Genomic DNA, 20,726 nt, shown 5'->3' on the forward strand with positions numbered 1-20,726 from the left:
TGTAGAGGCCATCGCCAGTCGGAAAACATGCAAGAGGACGCGCGGCCGGGGCTGCCCGGTCGCCAGACGGTGAAGTCATGGCAGGTCATTCCCAGTTCAAGAACATCATGTACCGCAAGGGCGCGCAGGACGCGAAGCGCGCGCGCCTGTTCGCCAAGCTCGCCCGTGAAATCACGGTGGCATGCAAGATGGGGCAGCCGGACCCCAACCATAACCCGCGCCTGCGCGCGGCGATGAACGCCGCCCGCCAGGCCCAGATGCCCAAGGACAACATCGAGCGGGCGATCAAGAAGGCCAGCGGTCCGGACATGGAGAATTACGAGGAGGTCCGTTACGAGGGCTTCGGCCCCGGCGGCACGGCGATCATCGTCGAGGCGCTGACCGACAACCGCAACCGCACCGCCGGCGAGGTCCGCTCGCTGTTCTCCAAGAACGGCGGCAACCTTGGCGCTTCGGGCTCGGTCAGTCACCAGTTCGATCGGGTTGGCCAGATCGTCTATACCGCCGCCGCCGGCTCGGCCGACGCAGTGTTCGAGGCGGCGCTGGAGGCCGGTGCCGACGATGTGCAGTCGTCCGAGGATGGCCACGAGATCTTCACCGCCATCGAGAACCTGCACGAGGTCGCCCGCGCGCTGGAGGACAAGATCGGCGCCGCCGAGTCCGCCAAGCTGGTGTGGCGCCCGCATGACCTGGTGTCGGTCGACGAGGCCGCCGCGCAGTCGCTGATGAAGCTGATCGACGCGCTGGAGGACAATGACGACGTCCAGACGGTGTCGGGCAACTACGACGTTTCCGACGACATCATGGCCAAGCTCGGCGGATGACGGCGCGCACCGTCCGCCTGATCGGCCTCGATCCGGGGCTGGGCGCGACGGGCTGGGGCGTCATCGATGTCACCGGCACCCGGTTGTCCCACGTCGCCAACGGCGTGCTGCGTACCGACCAGAAGGCCAGTCTCGCCGCGCGGCTCGTCGAGCTGCACGAGGGGCTGAAGCTGGTCATCGCCGACTGGCGACCGGCCGAGGCGGCGGTCGAGGAGACCTTCGTCAACAAGAACCCGACCTCGACGCTGAAGCTGGGCCAGGCACGCGGCGTGGTGCTGATGACGGCGGCGCTGACCGGGCTCAAGGTGGCTGAATACACCCCCAACCATGTCAAGAAGGCAGTGGTGGGCGTCGGCCATGCCGACAAGGACCAGGTTCACGCCATGGTGCAACGGTTGTTGCCGGGGGTGTCGATTGCCGGCGCCGACGCCGCGGACGCTTTGGCCGTTGCCATCGCCCATGCTCACGCGGCAGGATCGGCGGCCGTGATCGCCATGGGCAAGAGGATGGCCTGATGTTCGCCAAGCTGCGCGGTGTGCTCGACAGCGTCAACGAGGACAGCCTGATTATCGACGTGGGCGGGGTGGGCTATCTGGTCCATGCCGCCAGCCGCACCCTGTCGCAGCTGCCGGCGGCCGGCGAGCCCCTGACCCTGTTCATCGAAACCCAGGTGCGCGAGGACGCCATCGCCCTCTACGGCTTCCTCAAGGCCGAGGAGCAGCGCTGGTTCCGGCTGCTGCATTCGGTGCAGGGCGTCGGCGCGCGCATCGCGCTGGCCATCCTGTCGGTGCTGTCGGCGGCGGAACTGTCGGCGGCCATCGCCGCCCAGGACACCGCGTCGGTCGCCCGCGCCAATGGCGTCGGTCCCAAGCTCGCCCAGCGCATCGTGCTGGAACTCAAGGACAAGGCTGGCGCGCTGTCGGCCGACTTCGGCACCTCCGCTTCGGCGCCGGTGGCCTCGGTGCCGGCCGTGCAGGCCGATGCCATCTCGGCGCTGGTCAATCTCGGTTACCGGCTGGCCGACGCGACGGCCGCCGTCAGCGCCGCGCTGGCCAAGCTCGACGGCGGCGCGCGCCTCGACGTGGTGGTGCGGGCGGCGCTGAAGGAAGCGGCCCAGCGATGACCGTGTGGCGTCGACGGGCCGGCGCCTGATGCCGGTCATCGGGCCAAGGCCTTTGCCTTGGCGGGCTGCCCGCCGTAAAGGAGGGGCGAACAACCGGGAAAAACCATGACCGTGGACGAGCAGGCCGACCGTTTCGTGAGCGCCGCCAAGCGCGAGGAGGATTTCCTCGAAGCCTCGCTGCGCCCGCAGCGGCTGGAGGAGTTCATCGGCCAGCTGACCGCGCGGGACAATCTGCGGGTGTTCATCGAGGCGGCCAAGGGCCGTGGCGACGCGCTCGACCATGTGCTGTTCTTCGGCCCGCCGGGGCTGGGCAAGACGACGCTGGCGCAGATCATCGCGCGCGAGATGGGGGTCAACTTCAAGGCGACCTCGGGCCCGATCATCGCCAAGGCCGGCGATCTGGCGGCGCTGCTGACCAATCTCGAAGCCGGCGACGTGCTGTTCATCGACGAGATTCACAGGCTTAATCCGGCGGTCGAGGAAGTGCTCTACCCGGCGATGGAGGATCGCCAGCTCGACCTCATCATCGGCACCGGACCCTCGGCGCGCTCGGTGCGCATCGACCTGCCGCCGTTCACCCTGGTGGGGGCGACCACCCGCTCGGGGCTCATCACCACGCCGTTGCGCGACCGTTTCGGCATTCCGGTGCGGCTGCAGTTCTACGAGACCGACGAGCTGGAGCTGGTGGTGCGGCGTGGCGCGCGGGTGCTGGGCGTCGAGATCGCCAACGATGGCGCCCGCGAGATCGCCGCGCGCTCGCGTGGCACGCCGCGCATCGCCGGCCGGCTGCTGCGCCGGGTGCGGGATTTCGCGGCCGTCGCCGGCGCGGGCGTGATCGACCGGGCGGTCGCCGACGCGGCGCTGACCCGGCTCGACGTCGACCGGCTGGGGCTCGACGCCATGGACCGGCGTTATCTGATGTGCATCGCCGACACCTACCAGGGCGGGCCAGTGGGGGTCGAGACGCTGTCGGCCGCGCTGTCGGAGCCGCGCGACACGCTGGAGGAAGTGATCGAGCCCTATCTGATCCAGGTTGGCATGGTCGCCCGCACCGCGCGCGGCCGCCAGCTGACAGTGCGCGCTTTCGAGCATCTGGGCATGGCGCCGCCGGCCAGCCGTACCCCCGGCCTGCCGTTGCTGGACGCCGAGGGCTGATCGGCTCGTCATGACCCAGGCACAGGCCACCGACACCGCCTATCAGGGCCGCTTCATTGGCGCTACCCATCGGTTTTCGCTGCGGATCTACTTCGAGGATACGGATGCCGGCGGCGTCGTCTATCACGCCAACTACCTGAGGTTCATGGAGCGAGCGCGCACGGACATGCTGAGATGCTTCGGCATTGAGCAGCGGTCGGACCTGGAAGCGCCGGGCGATGCGCGCGGTGTCTATGTCGTCAGCAGACTTGCCATCGACTATCGCCGGCCGGCCTACCTTGATGACGTGCTGACCGTGGTCAGCACGGTGGAGGCGGTGACCGCCGCCAGCTGCACCATGCGCCAGCGGATCGAACGGGCTGGCGAGCTGCTGACCGAGGCGACCGTCGTCGCCGCCTATGTGGGAAAGGGTGGCCGGCCACGGCGCCAGCCGGTATCGTGGCGCCAACAATTTGAAGCGTTGGCTGACGCCGCGCGCAACAGTTAGGGATTGAGGATGGACCAGGCCGTCAACTCGGTTGCTTTGCCTTTGAATCACGTGGATTATTCTGTCTGGTCGCTGTTCCTCCAGGCCGACGTGGTCGTCAAGCTGGTGATGATCGGACTGGTTGTCGCGTCCATCTGGTCGTGGGCGATCATGATCGACAAGGGGCGTCGGGCACGCCACATCAAACGCGAGGCGGACAGCTTCGAGGATGCCTTCTGGTCCGGCAATTCGCTCGACAAGCTGCACGACAAGGCGAAGAAGCGCGCCGATCACCCGTTCGCGATGGTGTTCGTGGCGGCGATGGAGGAATGGCGCCGCTCTTTCACCGGCGCGCGGGTCGACAAGGCGTCGATCAAGCAGCGGCTGGCGACGGTGATGCGTGTCACCTTCGAGCGCGAGATGGACAAGCTGGAAGGCAGCCTGGTCTATCTGGCGACAGTGGGCTCGGTGGCGCCGTTCGTGGGTCTGTTCGGCACGGTCTGGGGCATCATGCGCGCCTTCACCGGCATCGCCCAGACCCAGAACACCACGCTGGCGGTGGTGGCGCCGGGCATCGCGGAGGCGTTGTTCGCGACCGCCATCGGCCTTGTCGCCGCCATTCCGGCGGTGATCGGCTACAACAAGATCCAGGGTGATGTCGCCCGCTATGGCAACCGGCTGTCCACCTTCTGTGACGAGTTTCACGCCATCCTGTCGCGCCAGCTCGACGAGAAGGTGGACTGATGGCCTTCCACGTCATCCCGTCGTCCAGTGGCGGCTCGCGCCGGCGCCGGCCGATGGCGGACATCAACGTTACTCCGCTGGTGGATGTGATGCTGGTGCTGCTCATCATCTTCATGGTGACGGCGCCGCTGCTGGTGGCCGGTGTTCAGGTGGACCTGCCGGACTCGCGTGCCAAGGCGCTGTCATCGGACAACACGCCGGTACAGATCTCCATTGACGGGCAGGGGCAGGTGTTCATCGATCGTCAGCCGATCGAGGTCGCGGCGCTGGGGCCGAAGCTGGCCGCGATTGCCCAGGCCCGCACCGACCAGCCGCGGGTCTATGTGCGCGCCGACAGCGGGCTGGATTACGGCCTGGTGATGCGGGTGGTCGGCGAAATCAATGCCGCCGGCCTGAAGAAGGTGGCGCTTGTCACCGAACAGAAGGGCCGTTGACGGTGAAGGACTGAGCGGTGGAGCGATCCAGCCTTGCCATGTCCGGAGGCATGCACGCGGCGGTACTTGCCGCGGTGCTGTTCGCGTGGCCGGCTTCCAGGGTGATCAACGAGGCAACCGAGCCGGTGACGGTGGAGGTTCTCACCGTCGACGAGCTGACCCGGATGACCGAAATGCCCAAGCCGTCGATGGCGGCGGCGCCGCGCGAGACCAGTGCGCCGGATCAGGCCCAGGCGGAAAGTCAGCAGGAGCCCGAGCCTGCGGAAACGTCGGCCGATATGCCCCCGCTGCCGGACCAGAAGCCCAAGCCGGAGAAGGCGCCCGCCGACAAGCCGCAACTTGATGCCTCCCGGCTGGAAAACCTGATCGACAAGAGCCTCAAGCAGGCCAATCGCAAGCCGCTCAATGTTTCCGAGCTTGCCAAGACGCTGGAGAAGGACATCGCCAAGAAGGCGGTGCTGGACGTGCGGGCGGCGATCACGCTCCAGCAGCTGATGGATGCCCAGGTGTCGCGCTGTTTCAATCCGCCGACCGGCGGCTCCGATGTCGCCAACATGACGGTGACACTCCGGTTGCGGCTTGACCCGGAGGGCAAGATCGTCGATCCGCCGGTGATCGTGCGCCAGACCGGCATGACGGAGGGCAACCGCGCCTACGCCCAGGCGCTCGCCAGTGCCGCCCGTCGCGCGGTCATCAAGTGCGCGCCCTATGACCTGCCCAAGGAGCTGGCGCCGGTGTGGGCGGGCCAGGAACTGGAACTGAATTTCGATCCGTCACGACTGATGTGAGGGGAAGCATCGTGAAGCGCCTGCTGTTGTCCATTTTCGCCCTGCTGCTGACGTCGGCCCAGCCGGCCTGGGCCGTGCTCAAGATCGACATCACCGGCGGCGCCGTGCAGCCGATGCCGGTGGCCGTGCCGTCCTTCCCGGCCGTGGCGCCCATCACCACCCAGTTCGGTACCGCGAGCGAACTGGGACGGCAGGTGGCGCAGGTGGTGTCGGCCGATCTGGAGCGTTCAGGCCTGTTCCGGGTCATTGACCCGCGCGCCTTCACGACGACCGTGCAGGTGGGCGACGTGCAGCGGCCGCAGTTCCCGGCCTGGCGCACCGTGGCCGCGCAGGCGCTGGTGACCGGTTACACCCAGGTCAATGCTGACGGATCGCTGCTGGTCGCGTGCTATGTCTATGACGTGTTCGGCGAGGAGGAAATCGGCCGCAACGGCTTCACTGCCCGCTCGCCCAGGGACTGGCGGCGTGCCGCCCACAAGTGCGCTGATTTCGTCTATTCCAAGATCACCGGCGAGAAGGGCTATTTCGATAGCCGGATCGTCTACATCGCTGAAACGGGTTCGAAGAAGAACCGTATCAAGCGGCTGGCGATCATGGATCAGGATGGCGCCAACCACCAGTATCTCACCGCCGGCCAGACACTGGTGCTGACGCCGCGCTTCTCGCCGACGCAGCAGCAGATCACCTACATGTCATACTTCCAGAACCGGCCGCGGGTGTTCATCTACGACCTGCCGCGCGGTCGTCAGGAGCTGCTGGGCGACTTTCCCAACATGAGCTTCGCGCCGCGCTTCGCGCCGGATGGCAACAGCGTGGTGATGAGCCTGAGCCAGGCCGGCAATGCCGAAATCTTCACCATGGATCTGCGGACCCGCCAGTTGCGCCAGCTCACCCGCTCGCCGGCGATCGATACGGCGCCGTCCTATTCGCCCGACGGCAGCAAGATCGTGTTCGAGAGCGATCGCGGCGGTACGCAGCAGCTCTATGTGATGAACGCCGACGGTTCCAACCCGCAGCGCATCTCGTTCGATCGCAACAATGCCCGGGCGAAGTATGGCACGCCGGTGTGGTCGCCGCGCGGCGACCTGATCGCCTTCACCAAGATGTCGGAAGGCAAGTTCCGCATCGGCGTCATGCGGCCTGACGGATCAGGGGAGCGGTTGCTGACCGACGCCTGGCAGGATGAGGGGCCGACCTGGTCACCCAATGGCCGTGTCATCCTGTTTTTCCGCAGCGAGAAATATGGTCCGGGTGGTACCGGTGGCGGGTCGTCTCTGTGGTCGATCGACCTGACCGGCCAGAATGAGCGGCGGATCGCGACGCCCCAGGATGCTTCCGATCCGGCATGGTCGCCGCTACTACCATGAAATTTATCGGACAATCGGAATTGTTCATCTAATATTCATGTGCAGTGTGTTGCTTGAACGCCACCGATAGTGTTCTATAACCACAATATGGCTGTTGGAGCTGCGAGGAAGACGATGCGCACGAATCTCAAATTGATCGCCCTGATGAGTGGTGTGGCCCTGATGGCCGCTTGTGCGAAGAAGGAGGAGCTGCCGCCGCCGCCGCCGCCCGCGCCCGCGCCTGCGCCCGTCGAGGCGCCGAAGCCGGTTGACACGGGTCCGGTGACGCCCGCCGTCGTTCCGGGCAGCCTTCAGGATATGATCAACACCGTCGGTTCCGACCGGGTGTTCTTCGCCTACGACAGCTACGTGCTGGACGCCGATGCCCGCGCCACCCTCGACAAGGAAGCGGCGTGGCTGAAGCAGTATCCGGCGCTGAAGGTGGCGATCGAGGGTCACTGCGACGAGCGCGGCACCCGTGAGTACAACCTCGCGCTGGGCGACCGTCGCGCCAACGCCGTGCGTAGCTACCTGATTGCCCAGGGCGTTGATGGCGGCCGCATCAGCACCATTTCCTACGGCAAGGAGCGCCCCGAGGTGCTGGGCTCGGACGAGGAGTCCTGGTCCAAGAACCGGCGCGGCGTGACTGTGCTGCAGGGCGCGTCGAGCTGATCTCAGCGGCGCCTGCGAATCTGACGCTCCGGTGCCACCGCGCCGGAGCGTTTGATTTTTCGGCCCAATCAGCCTTTGTTTTGCTCTCGCCCGCGTTAGGGTGAGCGACGCTGAGGCGCGCGGCGGTCATGGTGGCCGCGCCGCGCTATCGAACGGAAATCGGCGGCCTGGTGATGCTGGGGGTACCCTCCTGTGCACTGACCGGTCGCCACGACAGGGAGACCCGAGCCGATGCTCAACCGTCGTCTTGTGTCCATGATTGCGATCGTGGCCGTTGTCCTGCCATCCGTGGCCCAGGCGCAGACCGCTGCTGATATCGACAAGCGGGTCGGCAAGCTCGAATCCGAGATGAGGGCGGTACAGCGCAAGGTATTCCCGGGTGGATCGCCCAAGTATTTCGAGCCGGAAGTCGCGTTGCCCGGCGGACAGCCGGGTGTGGCGCCGCCGCAACAGGACTCCGGTGCCACCAACCTGCTGCCGGAACTGCAGACCCGCCTGCAGCTGCTGGAACAGCAGGTGGCATCGCTCACCGGCCTGGTCGAGCAGTCGGGGTTCCGTATCCGTCAGCTGGAGGATCAGCTCACCCGGCTGAAGTCGGACACCGAGTTCCGCTTCGGCGAGCTTGAGGGCAGTCCGCAGGCCCGCGCCGCTGGCGGCGCCGTCGCGGCGCCGGCCAAGGAGCCGGAAGTCGCCGCCAGGACGTCCGTCGATCCGGTGGAGCAGCAGTATCGCGATGCCTATGCCTATGTGACGGCGAAGGACTACGATCGCGCCGAGGCGGCCTTGAAGGCGTTTGTCGAGAAGAACCCGAAAGCCGGTCAGGCGGCCTCCGCCCAGTACTGGGTGGGGCGGACCCACATGGCGCGCCGGCAGTACGCCGAGGCCGCGATGGCCTTCCTGGATGTCTATCAGAAGTATCCCAAGAGCGATCGCGCCCCCGACAGTCTGCTCTGGCTTGGCGACGCCCTGACCCAGTGGGGCAAGCCCGAGGAAGCCTGCCGCGCCTACAACAGCCTTCAGACCAGCTATCCGGCCAAGGTGACGGGTGACCTCAAGGTGAGGCTGGAGCAGAGCCGCAAGAAGGCAAAATGTGGGTGATGACGCGTCGTCGCTGCCGCTGACCGTCGAGGCGGTGCGCGCGGCGATCGCGCGGGTGGCGGCGCCATCCGGTCTCGACATCGCGCGCGTGCCGCTTGCCGTGGCGGTTTCGGGCGGTGCTGACAGTCTGGCGCTGGTCCTGCTTGCCGCCGAGGCCTTTCCCGGCCGGGTGACGGGTGTTACCGTCGATCATGGTCTGCGGCCCGAGGCGGCCGCCGAAGCGGTGCAGGTGCAGGGCTGGCTCGGGCGCCACGGGATTCCTCACGCCACCGTTCGCTGGGAAGGCGAGAAGCCGTCCGGTAACCTTCAGGCGACGGCGCGACTGGCGCGCTATCGGCTGCTGGCGGCGTGGTGCCGTGCGAACGGGGTGTCGGTTCTGTTGTCCGCCCATCATCAGGATGACGTCGCCGAGACGCTGCTCCAGCGGCTGTCGCGCGGCAGTGGCCTTGCCGGACTGGCGGCGATGCCGGCCCTGCGGCGCCTTGACGACGGCGTGGACGGCGTGTGGCTGGCCCGGCCGCTGCTGGACGTACCCCGCGCCCGGCTGCGGGCAACGCTCGCCGCCCGCGGGCAGGCCTGGGTCGAGGATCCCAGCAATGGCGATGATCGCTTCGATCGCGCCCGCGCAAGACGATGGCTGGAGACCCAGCCGGATCTGTCGGCGCGGCGGCTGGCCCTGGCGGCGCATCACCTCGCCGAGGCGGACAGCGCGATCCATTGGATGGTGAAGCGCCATCTGGCGGGGTATGTGGCACGCCGCGAGGACGGGGCGGTCGCCGTGGCCGATCCCGCCGCCTTCCTCGATGTGCCGGGAGAGGTCTTGCGCCGGAGCGTCGCCTGGTGTCTGGGCGCCGTCGTCGCCGGCGCCACGCCAAGGGGTGCCGCGCTCGACCGGCTGATCAGCAGCTTGCGTGCCGGCCGGCCGTCCACGCTGGCGGGATGCCAGGCTGGCTTTGAGCGTGGCAGCCTGGTTTTCCGCCCTGAGGCGCCGCGCCGCCACTGACCGGCGGTGTTTCGTCGCGGGTTCGCCCGGCTTCGCCGAGATGCGACGATCGGGCAGTTGTCTCGCGGCGCGGAGAGCTTATCTTAACATCAAACGGCGCATTGTCTGGTCAAGGCGCCTTTAGTGTAGGAACAAGCATGTCCGATAAGCCTGGCCCCAGCACCCTGAGCAGGAGCATCGCCTTGTGGGCGATCATCATCCTGGTTCTGGTGGTGATGTTCAACATGTTCTCGCCCCAGGGTTCGCGTGGCACGGTCAGTCAGATCGCCTATTCCGACTTTCTGGCCCAGATCGACGAGGGCGAGATTCGCGAGGTGCAGATTCAGGGCCCGGACATCTCCGGCACCCTGCGGGACGGTCGGCCGTTCCGTACCTATGCGCCTGACGATCCGCAGCTCGTCGACCGGCTGAAGGCAAAGGGTGTCACCTTCAAGGCCGCCCCCGAAGAGAGCCGCAGCCTGCTGGTGCAGCTGGCGGTCAACATGCTGCCGTTCCTGCTGGTGCTGGGTATCTGGATTTTCGTCATGCGCCAGATGCAAAATGGTGCCGGTCGTGGCGCCATGGGTTTCGGCAAGTCGCGCGCCCGCATGCTCACCGAGAAGCATGGCCGCGTCACCTTTGACGACGTTGCCGGCATCGACGAGGCCCGCGAGGAGTTGCAGGAGATCGTCGATTTCCTCAAGGATCCGCAGAAGTTCCAGCGCCTGGGCGGCAAGATTCCGAAGGGCGCGCTGCTGGTCGGCCCGCCGGGCACCGGCAAGACGCTGCTTGCCCGCGCCATCGCCGGCGAGGCTAACGTGCCGTTCTTCACCATCTCCGGCTCCGACTTTGTCGAGATGTTCGTCGGCGTTGGTGCCAGCCGCGTGCGCGACATGTTCGAGCAGGCGAAGAAGAACGCGCCGTGCATCATCTTCATCGACGAGATCGACGCCGTCGGCCGCCATCGCGGCGCCGGCCTGGGCGGCGGCAACGACGAGCGCGAGCAGACACTGAACCAGCTGCTGGTGGAGATGGACGGCTTCGAGGCCAATGACGGCATCATCATCGTTGCCGCCACCAACCGGCCCGACGTGCTCGACCCGGCGCTGCTGCGTCCGGGCCGCTTCGATCGCCAGATCGTGGTGCCGCGCCCCGACATCGTCGGTCGCGAGAAGATCCTGTCGGTGCACATGAAGAAGATTCCGCTGGCCCCCGACGTCAAACCGCGGGTGATCGCGCGCGGCACGCCGGGCTTCTCCGGCGCTGACCTCGCCAATCTGGTCAACGAGGCAGCCCTGCTGGCCGCCCGCAAGGGCAAGCGGCTGGTGGCGATGGATGATTTCGAGGATGCCAAGGACAAGGTCATGATGGGCGTGGAGCGCAAGTCCATGGTCATGACCGAGGACGAGAAGAAGATGACCGCCTATCACGAGGCCGGTCATGCGCTGGTGGCGTTGTTCGAGCCGGCCTCCGACCCCATTCACAAGGCGACCATCATTCCGCGCGGCCGCGCGCTGGGCATGGTCATGCGTCTGCCCGAGCGCGACAGCTACAGCTATCATCGTGACAAGATGTTCGCCAACCTGTCGGTGGCCATGGGCGGCCGCATCGCCGAGGAAGTGATCTTCGGCTATGACAAGGTCAGCTCCGGCGCGTCCGGCGACATCCAGATGGCAACCTCGCTGGCCCGCCGCATGGTCACCCAGTGGGGCATGTCGGAGAAACTCGGGCCGCTGATGTACGGCGAGAACCAGGAGGAAGTGTTTCTCGGACACTCAATCGCCCGGACCCAGAACGTCTCGGAAGAGACCGCCCGCCTGATCGACGCCGAGGTCAAGCGCATCGTCATGGAATCCTACGACCGTGCCAAGTCGATCATCACCGAGCACAGCGACGGCCTGCACGCGATCGCCAATGCGTTGCTGGAATATGAGACGCTCACCGGCGACGAGATGAAGGGGCTGATCGAGGGCAAGCCGATCGAGCGCCGCGACTCGGAGGACGAGGCGCCGCCGGCGGCGCCCACCGGCCTGTCGTCGGTGCCCAAGTCGGGCAAGCGGTCATCCGGCGGCTTCGGCGGCGTGGAACCCCAGCCGCAAGGCTGAGCCCGTCACGGGCGGCAACGTCCTGGCGTTTGTCAACGCGCGACCTGGCCGGGCTTGTCCCGGCCATTTCTTTTGGTGATACCCGAGGGGGTACCACCATCCTGCCTGAACGAGGCCGCCGATGCCCGACCGCGCCCCAGATCACGTCCCCGATCCCGTTCATGACATTGCTGCCTTCGCGGCCCTGCCGGCGGACGCCAGGATCTATCTACGGCCCACCGGCTTCACCGAGACGCCGTTCGATGATCCCGCCGGCTGCCGCCGGCTCGCCGGCGGACTGACCTGGTTCGGCCTGGTCCAGGTGATCGCGCGGGTTGGCGTCCGGCGGGTGGCCAGCGTCGTGATGCCGGTGGCCGATGTCGAGGCGCTGATCGCCCGCCTGCCGGAGGCCGCACAGGCGCGCGCCGTGGCCCAGTGGCAGGCGCTGTGCGGCGTGCGCGCGCCGCTGGCGCTGCGCGGTGGGGCACGGATGCTGCGTTTCGATCGCCCGCATGTCATGGGCATCCTCAACCTGACGCCGGACAGCTTCTCCGACGGCGGCCGCAATGCTGAACCGGTGGCGGCGGCGGGAGCCGCGTTCAACATGGCCGCCGACGGCGCGGCGCTGGTGGATGTCGGCGCGGAATCAACCCGGCCGGGCGCCAAGCCGGTGTGGGAGGGCGACGAGATCGAGCGGCTGCGCCCGGTGGTGGCCCGCTTCCAGGACAGCGAGCTGTTGTGGTCGATCGACACCCGCAAGGCCGCGGTGATGCGCTTCGCGCTGGCGGCGGGGGCGGCGATCGTCAACGACGTCTCGGCGCTGACCTATGACGAGCAGGCGCTGGGGGTGGTGGCGGCGAGCGAGTGCCCGGTGGTGCTGATGCACCATCAGGGCGACCCGCAGTCGATGCAGGACCGGCCGCAGTATGACGATGCCCTGCTCGACGTCTATGACTGGCTGGCGGCGCGTATCGCGGCGTGCGAGGCGGCCGGTATCGCGCGGACCCGGCTCATCGTCGATCCCGGCATCGGCTTCGGCAAGAGCGTCCGCCACAACATGGAGCTGCTCAACGGTCTCGGCCTGTTCCACGCGCTGGGCTGCCCCATCCTGCTCGGTGTCAGTCGCAAACGCTTCGTCGGCGCGCTGTCGCGCGGCGAGGACGCTTCGGAACGGCTGCCGGGAACGCTGGTGGCGCTGGCGCGCGGGCTGGACCAGGGGGCGCAGCTGCTGCGCGTCCACGACGTGCCGGAGGCCGTGCAGGCGCTCAAGGTCTGGCAGGGGATGCGCGACGCCGCGCTGTCGCTGGCGATCGGCTGAGGCGCTGGCGATCGGCTGAGGCGCGTGGGAGAGCAGGTGACCCTTGTCGCCCGCTCTCCTGGCCGTTGCCGTTTACGCGGCGAGGGTCGGATAGTCGGTGTAGCCGGCGGCGCCACCGCCATAGAGGGTCTTTTTGTCCAGCTCGTTGAGCGGCGCGCCCTGGCGCAGGCGTTCGACGAGATCGGGATTGCTGATAAACGGCCGGCCGAAGGCGATCAGGTCGGCCTGACCGTTGGCGATCGCGGCCTCGGCCATCGCCGCCGTGTAGCCGTTATTGGCGATCCAGGCACCGTGGTAGCGCTGGCGCAGCGCGGCATAGTCGAACGCCGGCTCGTCGCGCGGGCCGCCGGTGACGCCCTCGATCATGTGAATGAACACCGGTTGCAGCGCATCAAGCTGCTCGACGACGTAATTGAACAGCGGCTGCGGGTTGCTGTCGGAGATGCCGTTGACCAGCGTCACCGGTGACAGCCGGATGCCGGTGCGGGCCGCGCCGATCTCGCCGATTACCGCCTGCATCACCTCCAGCAGCAACCGGGCGCGGTTCTCGATCGAGCCACCATAGGCGTCGGTGCGGTGGTTGGCGGCGTCTTTCAGGAACTGATCGATGAGATAGCCGTTGGCGGCATGGACCTCGACGCCATCGAAGCCGGCGGCAATGGCGTTGCGCGCCGCCAGCCGGTAGCTCTCGACGATGCCGGGCAGTTCCGCCAGCGCCAGCGCACGCGGCGCCGAGGTGTCGATGAAGCGGCCGGCGACATAGGTCTTGGCCTCGGCGGTGATCGCCGATGGCGCGACCGGTGCCACGCCGCCCGGCTGCAGGCTGGTGTGGGAGATGCGCCCGACATGCCAGAGCTGCAGGAAGATGCGGCCGCCGGCGGCGTGCACGGCGTCCGTCACCAGACGCCAGCCGGCCACCTGCTCGGGAGTGTGGATGCCCGGCGTATCCTCATAGCCCTGGCCCTCGGGGCAGACCTGCGAGGCCTCGGCGACGATCAGCCCGGCGCTGGCGCGCTGGGCGTAATATTCGGCGATCAGCGGCGTCGCCACATTGCCGGGGCCGGCACGGTTGCGGGTGAGCGGCGCCATGACGACGCGATTGGGCAGATTGATATCACCAAGCCGAAAGGACGAGAACAAGGATGCGGTCATGAACAAGCTCCTGATGAAGGCGCTGCCGGTTTGGCCGGAGGCGTAATAGTCCAAGAACCCGACCGATATAGCGGTTCACCCCGGCGCGCGGGAGGCGGGACCGGGGTGACGGATTGTTCGGCAGGCGATGACAGTGGCGGCGACGATCGGCCTTTCAGACGATGCCGGTCTCGCCCTTGCCCCAGTAACGGTCCTTCAGCAGGCGCTTGTAGAGCTTGCCGGTGGGATGGCGCGGCAGTTCCGGCTCGAAATCCACCGTGCGCGGGCACTTCACGTGGCTCAGCCGGTCGCGGCAATAGGCGATCAGTTCCGCCGCGAGGTCGGGGCCGGCGTCGGCCCAGTCCATCGGCTGCACCACCGCCTTCACTTCCTCGCCGAATTCCGGATTGGGCACGCCGAACACCGCGACGTCGGCCACTTTGGGGTGGGCCACCAGCACGTTCTCGACTTCCTGCGGGTAGATGTTGACGCCGCCGGAGATGATCATGAACGCCTGCCGGTCGGTGAGGTAGAGGAAGCCGTCGGTATCGACATAGCCGATGTCGCCGAAGGTGGCGCGGCCACGCTCGTCCAGGCTGCCGCGCGCCTGTTCCGCGTCGCCATGATATTCGAACGGCGGCCCGCCGGAGAAATAGACCCGGCCGATCTCGCCCGGCGGCAGCTCCTCGCCGTCCTCGTCGAGAATGTGGATCTGTCCCAGCATGGAGCGGCCGACCGAGCCGCGATGCGCCTTCCAGTCGGCCGGTCCGATGGCGGTGAAGCCGGCGCCTTCGGTGGCGGAGTAATATTCGTAGATGACGTCGCCCCACCAGTCGAACATTTGCTCCTTGATCTCCACCGGGCAGGGCGCGGCGGCGTGGATGGCAACCTTCAGCGACGACACGTCGTAGCGGCGGCGCACCTCCTCCGGCAGCTTCAGCATCCGCACGAAGTGGGTGGGTACCCACTGGCTGTGGGTGATGCGGTATTTCTCGATCGCCGCCAGCGCCTGCTCGGGGTCGAAATGCTCCATCACCACCACGGTGCCGCCCAGTTTCTGTACACCCATGCAGTAACGCAGCGGCGCCGCGTGGTAGAGCGGTGCCGGCGACAGATAGACCACCTGGTCGTTGAAGCCGAACAGCGCCTGCATCAGGCCGATCATCACGTTGGGGGCGTCGATGGCTTCCTCGGGCAACATGCCCTTGATGCCCTTGGGACGGCCGGTGGTGCCGGAGGAATAAAGCATGTCCCGCCCGCTCGATTCGTCGGCGATGCGGCTGGCCGGCACGGCGCTGCTTTCCGCCGCGAAGGAGCGGAAGCCGGGAATGTCACCGTCGACGGCGAAAGCGGCGAGCGCATCGCCCAGTCGCCGGGCGACCTCGCTGGCGATGCCGCCGAGGCTGGCGGAGGCGAAGAAGGCACGGGCACCGCAGTCACGCACAATATACTCGACCTCGTCGGCGCTCAGCTTGGAGCTGATGCAGGTGAACACGAGGCCCGACCGCTGGGCGCCCCAGCACAGCGCGAAATAGGTCGGCGTGTTTTCGGCGAAAATGGCGATGGTATCGCCGCGCTTGAGACCCAGCGAGCGGAACAGCTGGGCCGCCTGGTTGGACTGCGCTTCCAGTTCAGCGTAACTGACCGTCTTGCCCGAACCCGCCATGATGATGGCCGGCTTCTCCGGCGCGCCGGCGGCATGATGCATGATGTGCATGCCTGTCGTCTCCCCATTCGACTCTTGCTCTTTGAGAACAAGTTAGGAGTGATGCGCGCAGGGGTCCAGAGTGGAATGCGGAGTCCGTGTCCGCAAAAACGGGGGGGATGGCGCAGGCCGGCTGATGCCTTTCAGGCCGGTTCGCTCACAGCATCCTGGAGATCAAGGTCGCCGATCTTGCGGTAGAGCGTCGAGCGGCCGATGCGCAGCCGGCGTGCCACCTCGCTCATCCGGCCACGGTAGCGGTTGAGCGCGAAGCGGATCACTTCCGCCTCGATGTCTTCCAGCGGCCTGACGTGGCCTGAGGGGTCGACGACCGTCAGATGGCCCTCGCCGGGCTTGAGGGTGGCGGGCTGCCGCCACAGGCCGAGCGCACTGCCGTTGGCGGCCTCGCGCGGGGCGGGGGCCTGGCCGCGCTGTGCCTGGGCCAGCAGCTGGGGGAAGTCACGCAGGGTCAGCGTGTCGCCGTCGCACAGCACGACGGCGCGGAAGATGGCATTCTGCAGCTGGCGGACATTGCCCGGCCAATCGAAGCCGGACAGCAGTTCCACGGCCTCGTGCGACAGCTGGCGCACCGGCGTCGCTTCCGACTGGGCGATGCGTTCGATGAAATGGCGGGCCAGCGGCGCGATGTCGTCGCGGCGTTCCCGCAGCGCCGGAATGCGGATCTGCACCACGTTGAGACGATAGTAGAGATCCTCGCGGAAGCGCCCGGCATCGACCTCCGATTGCAGGTCACGGTTGGTGGCCGAGAGCACGCGGACATCGATCTTCTGGCGGGTGCGCCCGCCGACGGGGTCGATTTCCCCTTCCTGAAGCACGCGCAGCAGCTTGACCTGGGTGTCGAGCGGCAGCTCGCCGATCTCGTCGAGGAAGATGGTGCCGCCGTCGGCTTCGGCGAACTTGCCGACGTGACGGTCGATGGCGCCAGTGAAGGCGCCCTTTTCGTGGCCGAACAGGATGCTTTCCGCCAGGTTTGGCGGCAGCGCGCCGCAGTTGACGACGATGAACGGCTTGCCGGCGCGCGGGCTGGCGGAATGGATCGACTGGGCGATCAGCTCCTTGCCGACGCCGCTCTCGCCCTCGATCAGCACCGAGACCGCTGCATGGGCGGTGCGGCGCGCGATGTCGATGGCGGCGCGGAACGACGGCGCCGCGCCCACCAGTTGCTCGAAGCTGAGCTGCTTGGAGAGCTTTTCGGTGAGCGGCCGCAGCTCGCCGTCGGCGATCGCCTCGTTGAGCGCGGCTTCCAGCGCGGTGCGCAGCCGCTCGCCGCTGGCCGGCTTGGCGATGAAATCGGTGGCGCCGGCGCGCATCGACTGCACGGCGTTGGAGACGCTGGTGTGGGCGGTGAGCACGATGATCGGCAGGCGCGGCCGCTGCGGCCGCACCGCATTGAGCACGTCGAGGCCGCTGACCTTGGGCATCGACAGATCGAGAATGACGGCACCGATCTGTGCGCCCTCGGGCGACAGCAGCAGGTCGATGGCCGCCTGACCGTCGCCGAGGCTGCGGCTGGCGTAGCCCTCGCGCCGGATGGCGGCCTCCAGCAGGTTGCGCTGGGTGGCTTCATCGTCGACGATCAACACGCTCTTTTGCGGCGGCGCCATGCTCGGTGTCCTCATGCCGGTTTCTGTCCCAGTACGGCACAAATCCTTGAAGGAAGCCTTAATCGCGTCCCGAATCGGGAAAGTCCGGGGTTGGGGGCTGGCACCGGGCGTGTGTCGTGCCTACCTTCCGGGCATCGGTGGCCGATGGAGTTGAGGCGTGCATGACCCTTCGTGACGACGACCGGCTGGGCGGCAGGCTCGCCCGCTACGCCAAGGTGACCGGCGCGGTGGGCGGCCTGGCGGCGCAGTTCGCCGCCAACCGGCTGCTCGGGACACCGCTGGACGAGGCCCGGCACGCCGAAGCCCTCAAGGCAGCACTCGGCGGGCTGAAAGGCCCGGTGATGAAAGTGGCGCAGATTCTCGCGACCATCCCGGAGGCGCTGCCGGCCGACTATGCCCGCGAACTCGCTCAATTGCAGGCCAACGCGCCGTCGATGGGCTGGCCGTTCGTCAAGCGCCGCCTGCGCGCCGAGCTGGGGGAGGACTGGCGGGACCGCTTCGCCAGCTTCGAGGAGACGGCGGCCGCCGCCGCCTCGCTCGGCCAGGTGCATCGGGCGACCGGGCTGGATGGCCAGCCCTTGGCGGTGAAGCTGCAATATCCCGACATGGCATCCGCCGTGGAGGCGGACCTTCGCCAGCTCGACGTCATCCTGGGGCTTTACCGGGCCTATGATCGCGCCATCGACCCGTCGGCGATTCGCGAGGAACTGGCGGACCGGCTGCGCGAGGAACTGGATTACGCGCTGGAGGCCCGGCACATGGCGCTCTACCGGCACATGCTGGCCGACGAGCCGATGGTGCAAGTGCCAGCCGTGGTCGAGGCGCTGTCGACCCGCCGGCTGCTCACCATGAGCTGGCTGGAGGGCCGGCCGCTGCTCAGCTTCAAGGACGCGCCGCAGGATGTGCGCGACCAGCTGGCGATCAACCTGTTCCGCGCCTGGTATGTGCCATTCCACCGCTATGGCGTCATCCATGGCGACCCGCACCTGGGCAATTATGCCGCCCGCGACGATCTGGGCATCAACCTGCTGGATTTCGGCTGCGTGCGGGTGTTCCCGCCGCGCTTCGTCGGCGGCGTCATCGACCTTTATCGCGCCCTGCGTGACGGCGATTTCGATCTCGCCGTCCATGCCTATGAAAGCTGGGGTTTCGCCAACCTCAGCCGCGAGCTGGTGGAGACGCTCAACATCTGGGCGGGCTTCCTCTACGGGCCGCTGATGGAGGATGCGCCACGTCTCATCAACGCGGCGGAGAAGCCCGGCGACTATGGCCGCGAGCAGGCGGCCCGCGTCCATGCCCGGCTGCGCGAGCTGGGGCCGGTGACGCCGCCGCGCGAGTTCGTGTTCATGGATCGCGCCGCCATCGGGCTGGGCGGGGTGTTCCTGCATCTGGGCGCCCGGGTGAACTGGTACCGGCTGTTCCAGGACGTCATCGACGGCTTTGACGTCGCCGCGCTGGCCGACCGCCAGACCGCTGCGCTGACGGCGGCGGGGCTAACGAAATGACCAGCCTGTAAAATTTTATTACTGCGCAATTTGTGAAGTTGCGCAGAAAGTTTCGCTGTGGTTGACCATTTTACAGGGCTCGCGCCTTGGCATTCGCCCGGCCTTTGCTATGGTGCGCGGCCAACAAAATAGTGAGTGGAGCAGGTATGGCCATGGCTGATAGCGAGTTCGACATGCGGGATCACCGGCGGACCTACGAAGGGTTCATCGGTTTGACCAAGTTCAGCATCATCGCGATCGTGATCTTGCTGGTCTTGATGGCCGCTTTCCTCGTCTAGCACGAACCAACAGGGGGACGCATGAAGATCGGGGTGCTGAAAGAAACGCGCACCGCCGAACGGCGGGTCGCGGCCACGCCTGAGACGGTCAAGAAGTTCATTGGCCTCGGGTTCGAGGTGGCGGTGGAAGCAGGCGCCGGGGCTGCCTGCAACATCAGTGACGCGGCCTATGCCGCTGCTGGCGCGACGGTCGCCGACAAGGCGGCGGTGCTGGCGGGTGTCGGCATCGTATTGAAAATCCAGGGGCCGGACGCCGACGCGCTGGCGGGCTTCCCGCGCGGCGCCGTGCTGGCGGCCAGCCTGAACCCGTATCAGAACCGGGAGCTGATGCAGGCCTATGCCGAGGCGGGGCTGACCGCCATGGCGATGGAGTTCATGCCGCGCATCACCCGCGCGCAGTCGATGGATATCCTGTCCTCGCAGTCCAACCTCGCCGGCTACAAGGCGGTGCTGGACGCCTGCGAGCACTATGGTCGCGCGCTGCCGATGATGATGACCGCCGCTGGCACCATTCCGGCCGCCAAGGTGTTCGTCATGGGGGTCGGCGTTGCCGGGTTGCAGGCGATCGCCACCGCCAAGCGGCTGGGCGCCATCGTGTCAGCGACCGACGTACGGCTGGCGACCAAGGAGCAGGTGGAGAGTCTGGGCGGCAAGTTCATCTTCGTCGATGACGAGGAAGCCCGTCAGGCCGAGACCGCCGGCGGCTACGCGAAGGAAATGTCCGACGCCTACAAGGTCAAGCAGGCGGCGCTGATCGCCGAGACCATCAAGAAGCAGGATATCGTCATCACCACCGCGCTGATTCCGGGTCGTCCGGCGCCGCGTCTGGTGTCGGCGGAGATGGTGGAAAGCATGGCGCCGGGCGCGGTGATCGTCGACCTGGCGGCCGAGCAGGGTGGCAATTGCGAACTGACACGGGCCGGCGAGGTGGTGACCACCGACAATGGCGTGACCATCGTCGGCCATCGCAATGTGCCGAGCCGGCTGGCGAGCGATGCCTCGGCGCTGTTCGCGCGCAACCTGTTCAATTTCCTGTCGGCCTTCCACGACAAGGAAGCCAGGTCGATCGCCTGGGACTGGGACGACGAGATCCTCAAGGCCGTTGTCGTCACCAGGGACGGCGCGGTCGTCCATCCGGCGCTGCAGGGTTAAGGGGGCGGACATGGATTTCATTTCCCAGCTGTCGATCTTCGTGCTGGCGATCTTCGTCGGCTACTACGTCGTGTGGTCGGTAACGCCGGCCCTGCATACGCCGCTGATGGCGGTGACCAACGCCATTTCCTCGGTGATCGTCGTCGGCGCGCTGATCGCCGCCGCACCCACCGACTGGTCGAGTGCCAAGATTCTCGGCCTGGTGGCGGTCGCCTTCGCCGCGGTCAACATCTTCGGCGGTTTCGCCGTCACCCAGCGGATGCTGGGCATGTACAAGAAAAAAGAGAAGAAGTGAGGGG

Annotated in this window: 21 protein-coding genes; 18 read left to right on the top strand and 3 right to left on the bottom strand. The window is 67.2% G+C overall.

Going from position 1 to position 20,726, the window contains the following annotated elements:
- Positions 1 to 77: 77 nt before the first annotated feature.
- The 14 genes from ABU113_RS01755 to folP all read left to right on the top strand — a co-directional run bounded on the left by ABU113_RS01755 (position 78) and on the right by folP (position 13,034).
- A complete protein-coding gene (locus ABU113_RS01755) occupies positions 78 to 824 on the top strand; it encodes a YebC/PmpR family DNA-binding transcriptional regulator (protein ID WP_454557752.1) in 747 nt (248 codons plus the stop codon).
- Positions 821 to 1,339: a crossover junction endodeoxyribonuclease RuvC gene (ruvC, locus tag ABU113_RS01760; protein WP_454557753.1), complete on the top strand. Its 519-nt coding sequence runs from the start codon at positions 821 to 823 to the stop codon at positions 1,337 to 1,339. Before ABU113_RS01755 ends, ruvC begins: the two co-directional genes overlap by 4 nt.
- A complete protein-coding gene (gene ruvA / locus ABU113_RS01765) occupies positions 1,339 to 1,947 on the top strand; it encodes a Holliday junction branch migration protein RuvA (RefSeq protein ID WP_454557754.1) in 609 nt (202 codons plus the stop codon). The genes ruvC and ruvA overlap by 1 nt, the downstream gene beginning before the upstream one ends.
- A 105-nt stretch (positions 1,948 to 2,052) precedes the next feature.
- Positions 2,053 to 3,102: a Holliday junction branch migration DNA helicase RuvB gene (ruvB, locus tag ABU113_RS01770; RefSeq protein WP_454557755.1), complete on the top strand. Its 1,050-nt coding sequence runs from the start codon at positions 2,053 to 2,055 to the stop codon at positions 3,100 to 3,102.
- A gap of 10 nt (positions 3,103 to 3,112) precedes the next feature.
- On the top strand, positions 3,113 to 3,589 hold the full coding sequence (ybgC, locus tag ABU113_RS01775) for a tol-pal system-associated acyl-CoA thioesterase (protein ID WP_454557756.1): 477 nt from the start codon (positions 3,113 to 3,115) through the stop codon (positions 3,587 to 3,589).
- Between the two features lie 9 nt (positions 3,590 to 3,598).
- Positions 3,599 to 4,312: a protein TolQ gene (tolQ, locus tag ABU113_RS01780; RefSeq protein ID WP_454557757.1), complete on the top strand. Its 714-nt coding sequence runs from the start codon at positions 3,599 to 3,601 to the stop codon at positions 4,310 to 4,312.
- A complete protein-coding gene (locus ABU113_RS01785) occupies positions 4,312 to 4,746 on the top strand; it encodes an ExbD/TolR family protein (RefSeq protein WP_454557758.1) in 435 nt (144 codons plus the stop codon). Before tolQ ends, ABU113_RS01785 begins: the two co-directional genes overlap by 1 nt.
- A gap of 38 nt (positions 4,747 to 4,784) precedes the next feature.
- Positions 4,785 to 5,534 carry a hypothetical protein gene (locus ABU113_RS01790; protein WP_454557759.1) on the top strand — a complete coding sequence of 250 codons (750 nt, stop codon included), beginning with the start codon at positions 4,785 to 4,787 and terminating at the stop codon, positions 5,532 to 5,534.
- A gap of 11 nt (positions 5,535 to 5,545) precedes the next feature.
- The gene (tolB, locus tag ABU113_RS01795) at positions 5,546 to 6,901 is read left to right on the top strand and encodes a Tol-Pal system beta propeller repeat protein TolB (RefSeq protein ID WP_454557760.1); all 1,356 of its coding nucleotides are present in this window, start codon (positions 5,546 to 5,548) and stop codon (positions 6,899 to 6,901) included.
- A 144-nt stretch (positions 6,902 to 7,045) separates the two neighbouring features.
- Positions 7,046 to 7,552, top strand: coding sequence for a peptidoglycan-associated lipoprotein Pal (gene pal / locus ABU113_RS01800; RefSeq protein WP_454557761.1), 507 nt, complete (start codon positions 7,046 to 7,048; stop codon positions 7,550 to 7,552).
- 255 nt (positions 7,553 to 7,807) lie between these two features.
- Positions 7,808 to 8,650: a tol-pal system protein YbgF gene (gene ybgF, locus ABU113_RS01805; RefSeq protein ID WP_454557762.1), complete on the top strand. Its 843-nt coding sequence runs from the start codon at positions 7,808 to 7,810 to the stop codon at positions 8,648 to 8,650.
- Entirely contained in the window at positions 8,643 to 9,653 is a 1,011-nt protein-coding gene (tilS, locus tag ABU113_RS01810) for a tRNA lysidine(34) synthetase TilS (protein WP_454557763.1), read from the top strand. Before ybgF ends, tilS begins: the two co-directional genes overlap by 8 nt.
- A gap of 137 nt (positions 9,654 to 9,790) precedes the next feature.
- Positions 9,791 to 11,737, top strand: a complete 1,947-nt coding sequence (gene ftsH / locus ABU113_RS01815; RefSeq protein ID WP_454557764.1) for an ATP-dependent zinc metalloprotease FtsH — start codon at positions 9,791 to 9,793, stop codon at positions 11,735 to 11,737.
- Positions 11,738 to 11,858: 121 nt separating this feature from the next.
- Positions 11,859 to 13,034, top strand: a complete 1,176-nt coding sequence (gene folP, locus ABU113_RS01820) for a dihydropteroate synthase (RefSeq protein ID WP_454557765.1) — start codon at positions 11,859 to 11,861, stop codon at positions 13,032 to 13,034.
- Positions 13,035 to 13,106: 72 nt separating this feature from the next.
- Here folP and ABU113_RS01825 read toward each other — a convergent pair whose 3' ends face one another.
- From ABU113_RS01825 to ABU113_RS01835, 3 genes are all read right to left on the bottom strand, one after another.
- Positions 13,107 to 14,186, bottom strand: coding sequence for an alkene reductase (locus tag ABU113_RS01825; RefSeq protein ID WP_454557766.1), 1,080 nt, complete (start codon positions 14,184 to 14,186; stop codon positions 13,107 to 13,109).
- Between the two features lie 154 nt (positions 14,187 to 14,340).
- Entirely contained in the window at positions 14,341 to 15,882 is a 1,542-nt protein-coding gene (locus ABU113_RS01830) for an acyl-CoA synthetase (protein ID WP_454557767.1), read from the bottom strand.
- A gap of 131 nt (positions 15,883 to 16,013) precedes the next feature.
- Entirely contained in the window at positions 16,014 to 17,492 is a 1,479-nt protein-coding gene (locus ABU113_RS01835) for a sigma-54-dependent transcriptional regulator (protein WP_454557768.1), read from the bottom strand.
- Positions 17,493 to 17,653: 161 nt separating this feature from the next.
- Between ABU113_RS01835 and ABU113_RS01840 the strand changes: the two genes are divergently transcribed.
- The 4 genes from ABU113_RS01840 to ABU113_RS01855 all read left to right on the top strand — a co-directional run bounded on the left by ABU113_RS01840 (position 17,654) and on the right by ABU113_RS01855 (position 20,722).
- Positions 17,654 to 18,997, top strand: coding sequence for an ABC1 kinase family protein (locus ABU113_RS01840; protein WP_454557769.1), 1,344 nt, complete (start codon positions 17,654 to 17,656; stop codon positions 18,995 to 18,997).
- Between the two features lie 152 nt (positions 18,998 to 19,149).
- Positions 19,150 to 19,275: an aa3-type cytochrome c oxidase subunit IV gene (locus ABU113_RS01845; protein WP_454557770.1), complete on the top strand. Its 126-nt coding sequence runs from the start codon at positions 19,150 to 19,152 to the stop codon at positions 19,273 to 19,275.
- 21 nt (positions 19,276 to 19,296) lie between these two features.
- On the top strand, positions 19,297 to 20,427 hold the full coding sequence (locus ABU113_RS01850) for a Re/Si-specific NAD(P)(+) transhydrogenase subunit alpha (RefSeq protein ID WP_454557771.1): 1,131 nt from the start codon (positions 19,297 to 19,299) through the stop codon (positions 20,425 to 20,427).
- Positions 20,428 to 20,437: 10 nt separating this feature from the next.
- Positions 20,438 to 20,722, top strand: coding sequence for an NAD(P) transhydrogenase subunit alpha (locus tag ABU113_RS01855; RefSeq protein WP_454557772.1), 285 nt, complete (start codon positions 20,438 to 20,440; stop codon positions 20,720 to 20,722).
- Positions 20,723 to 20,726 lie beyond the last annotated feature (4 nt).

The sequence above is a fragment of the Parapedomonas caeni genome (assembly GCF_041060555.1).
GTDB lineage: Bacteria > Pseudomonadota > Alphaproteobacteria > Sphingomonadales > Sphingomonadaceae > CAUJIW01.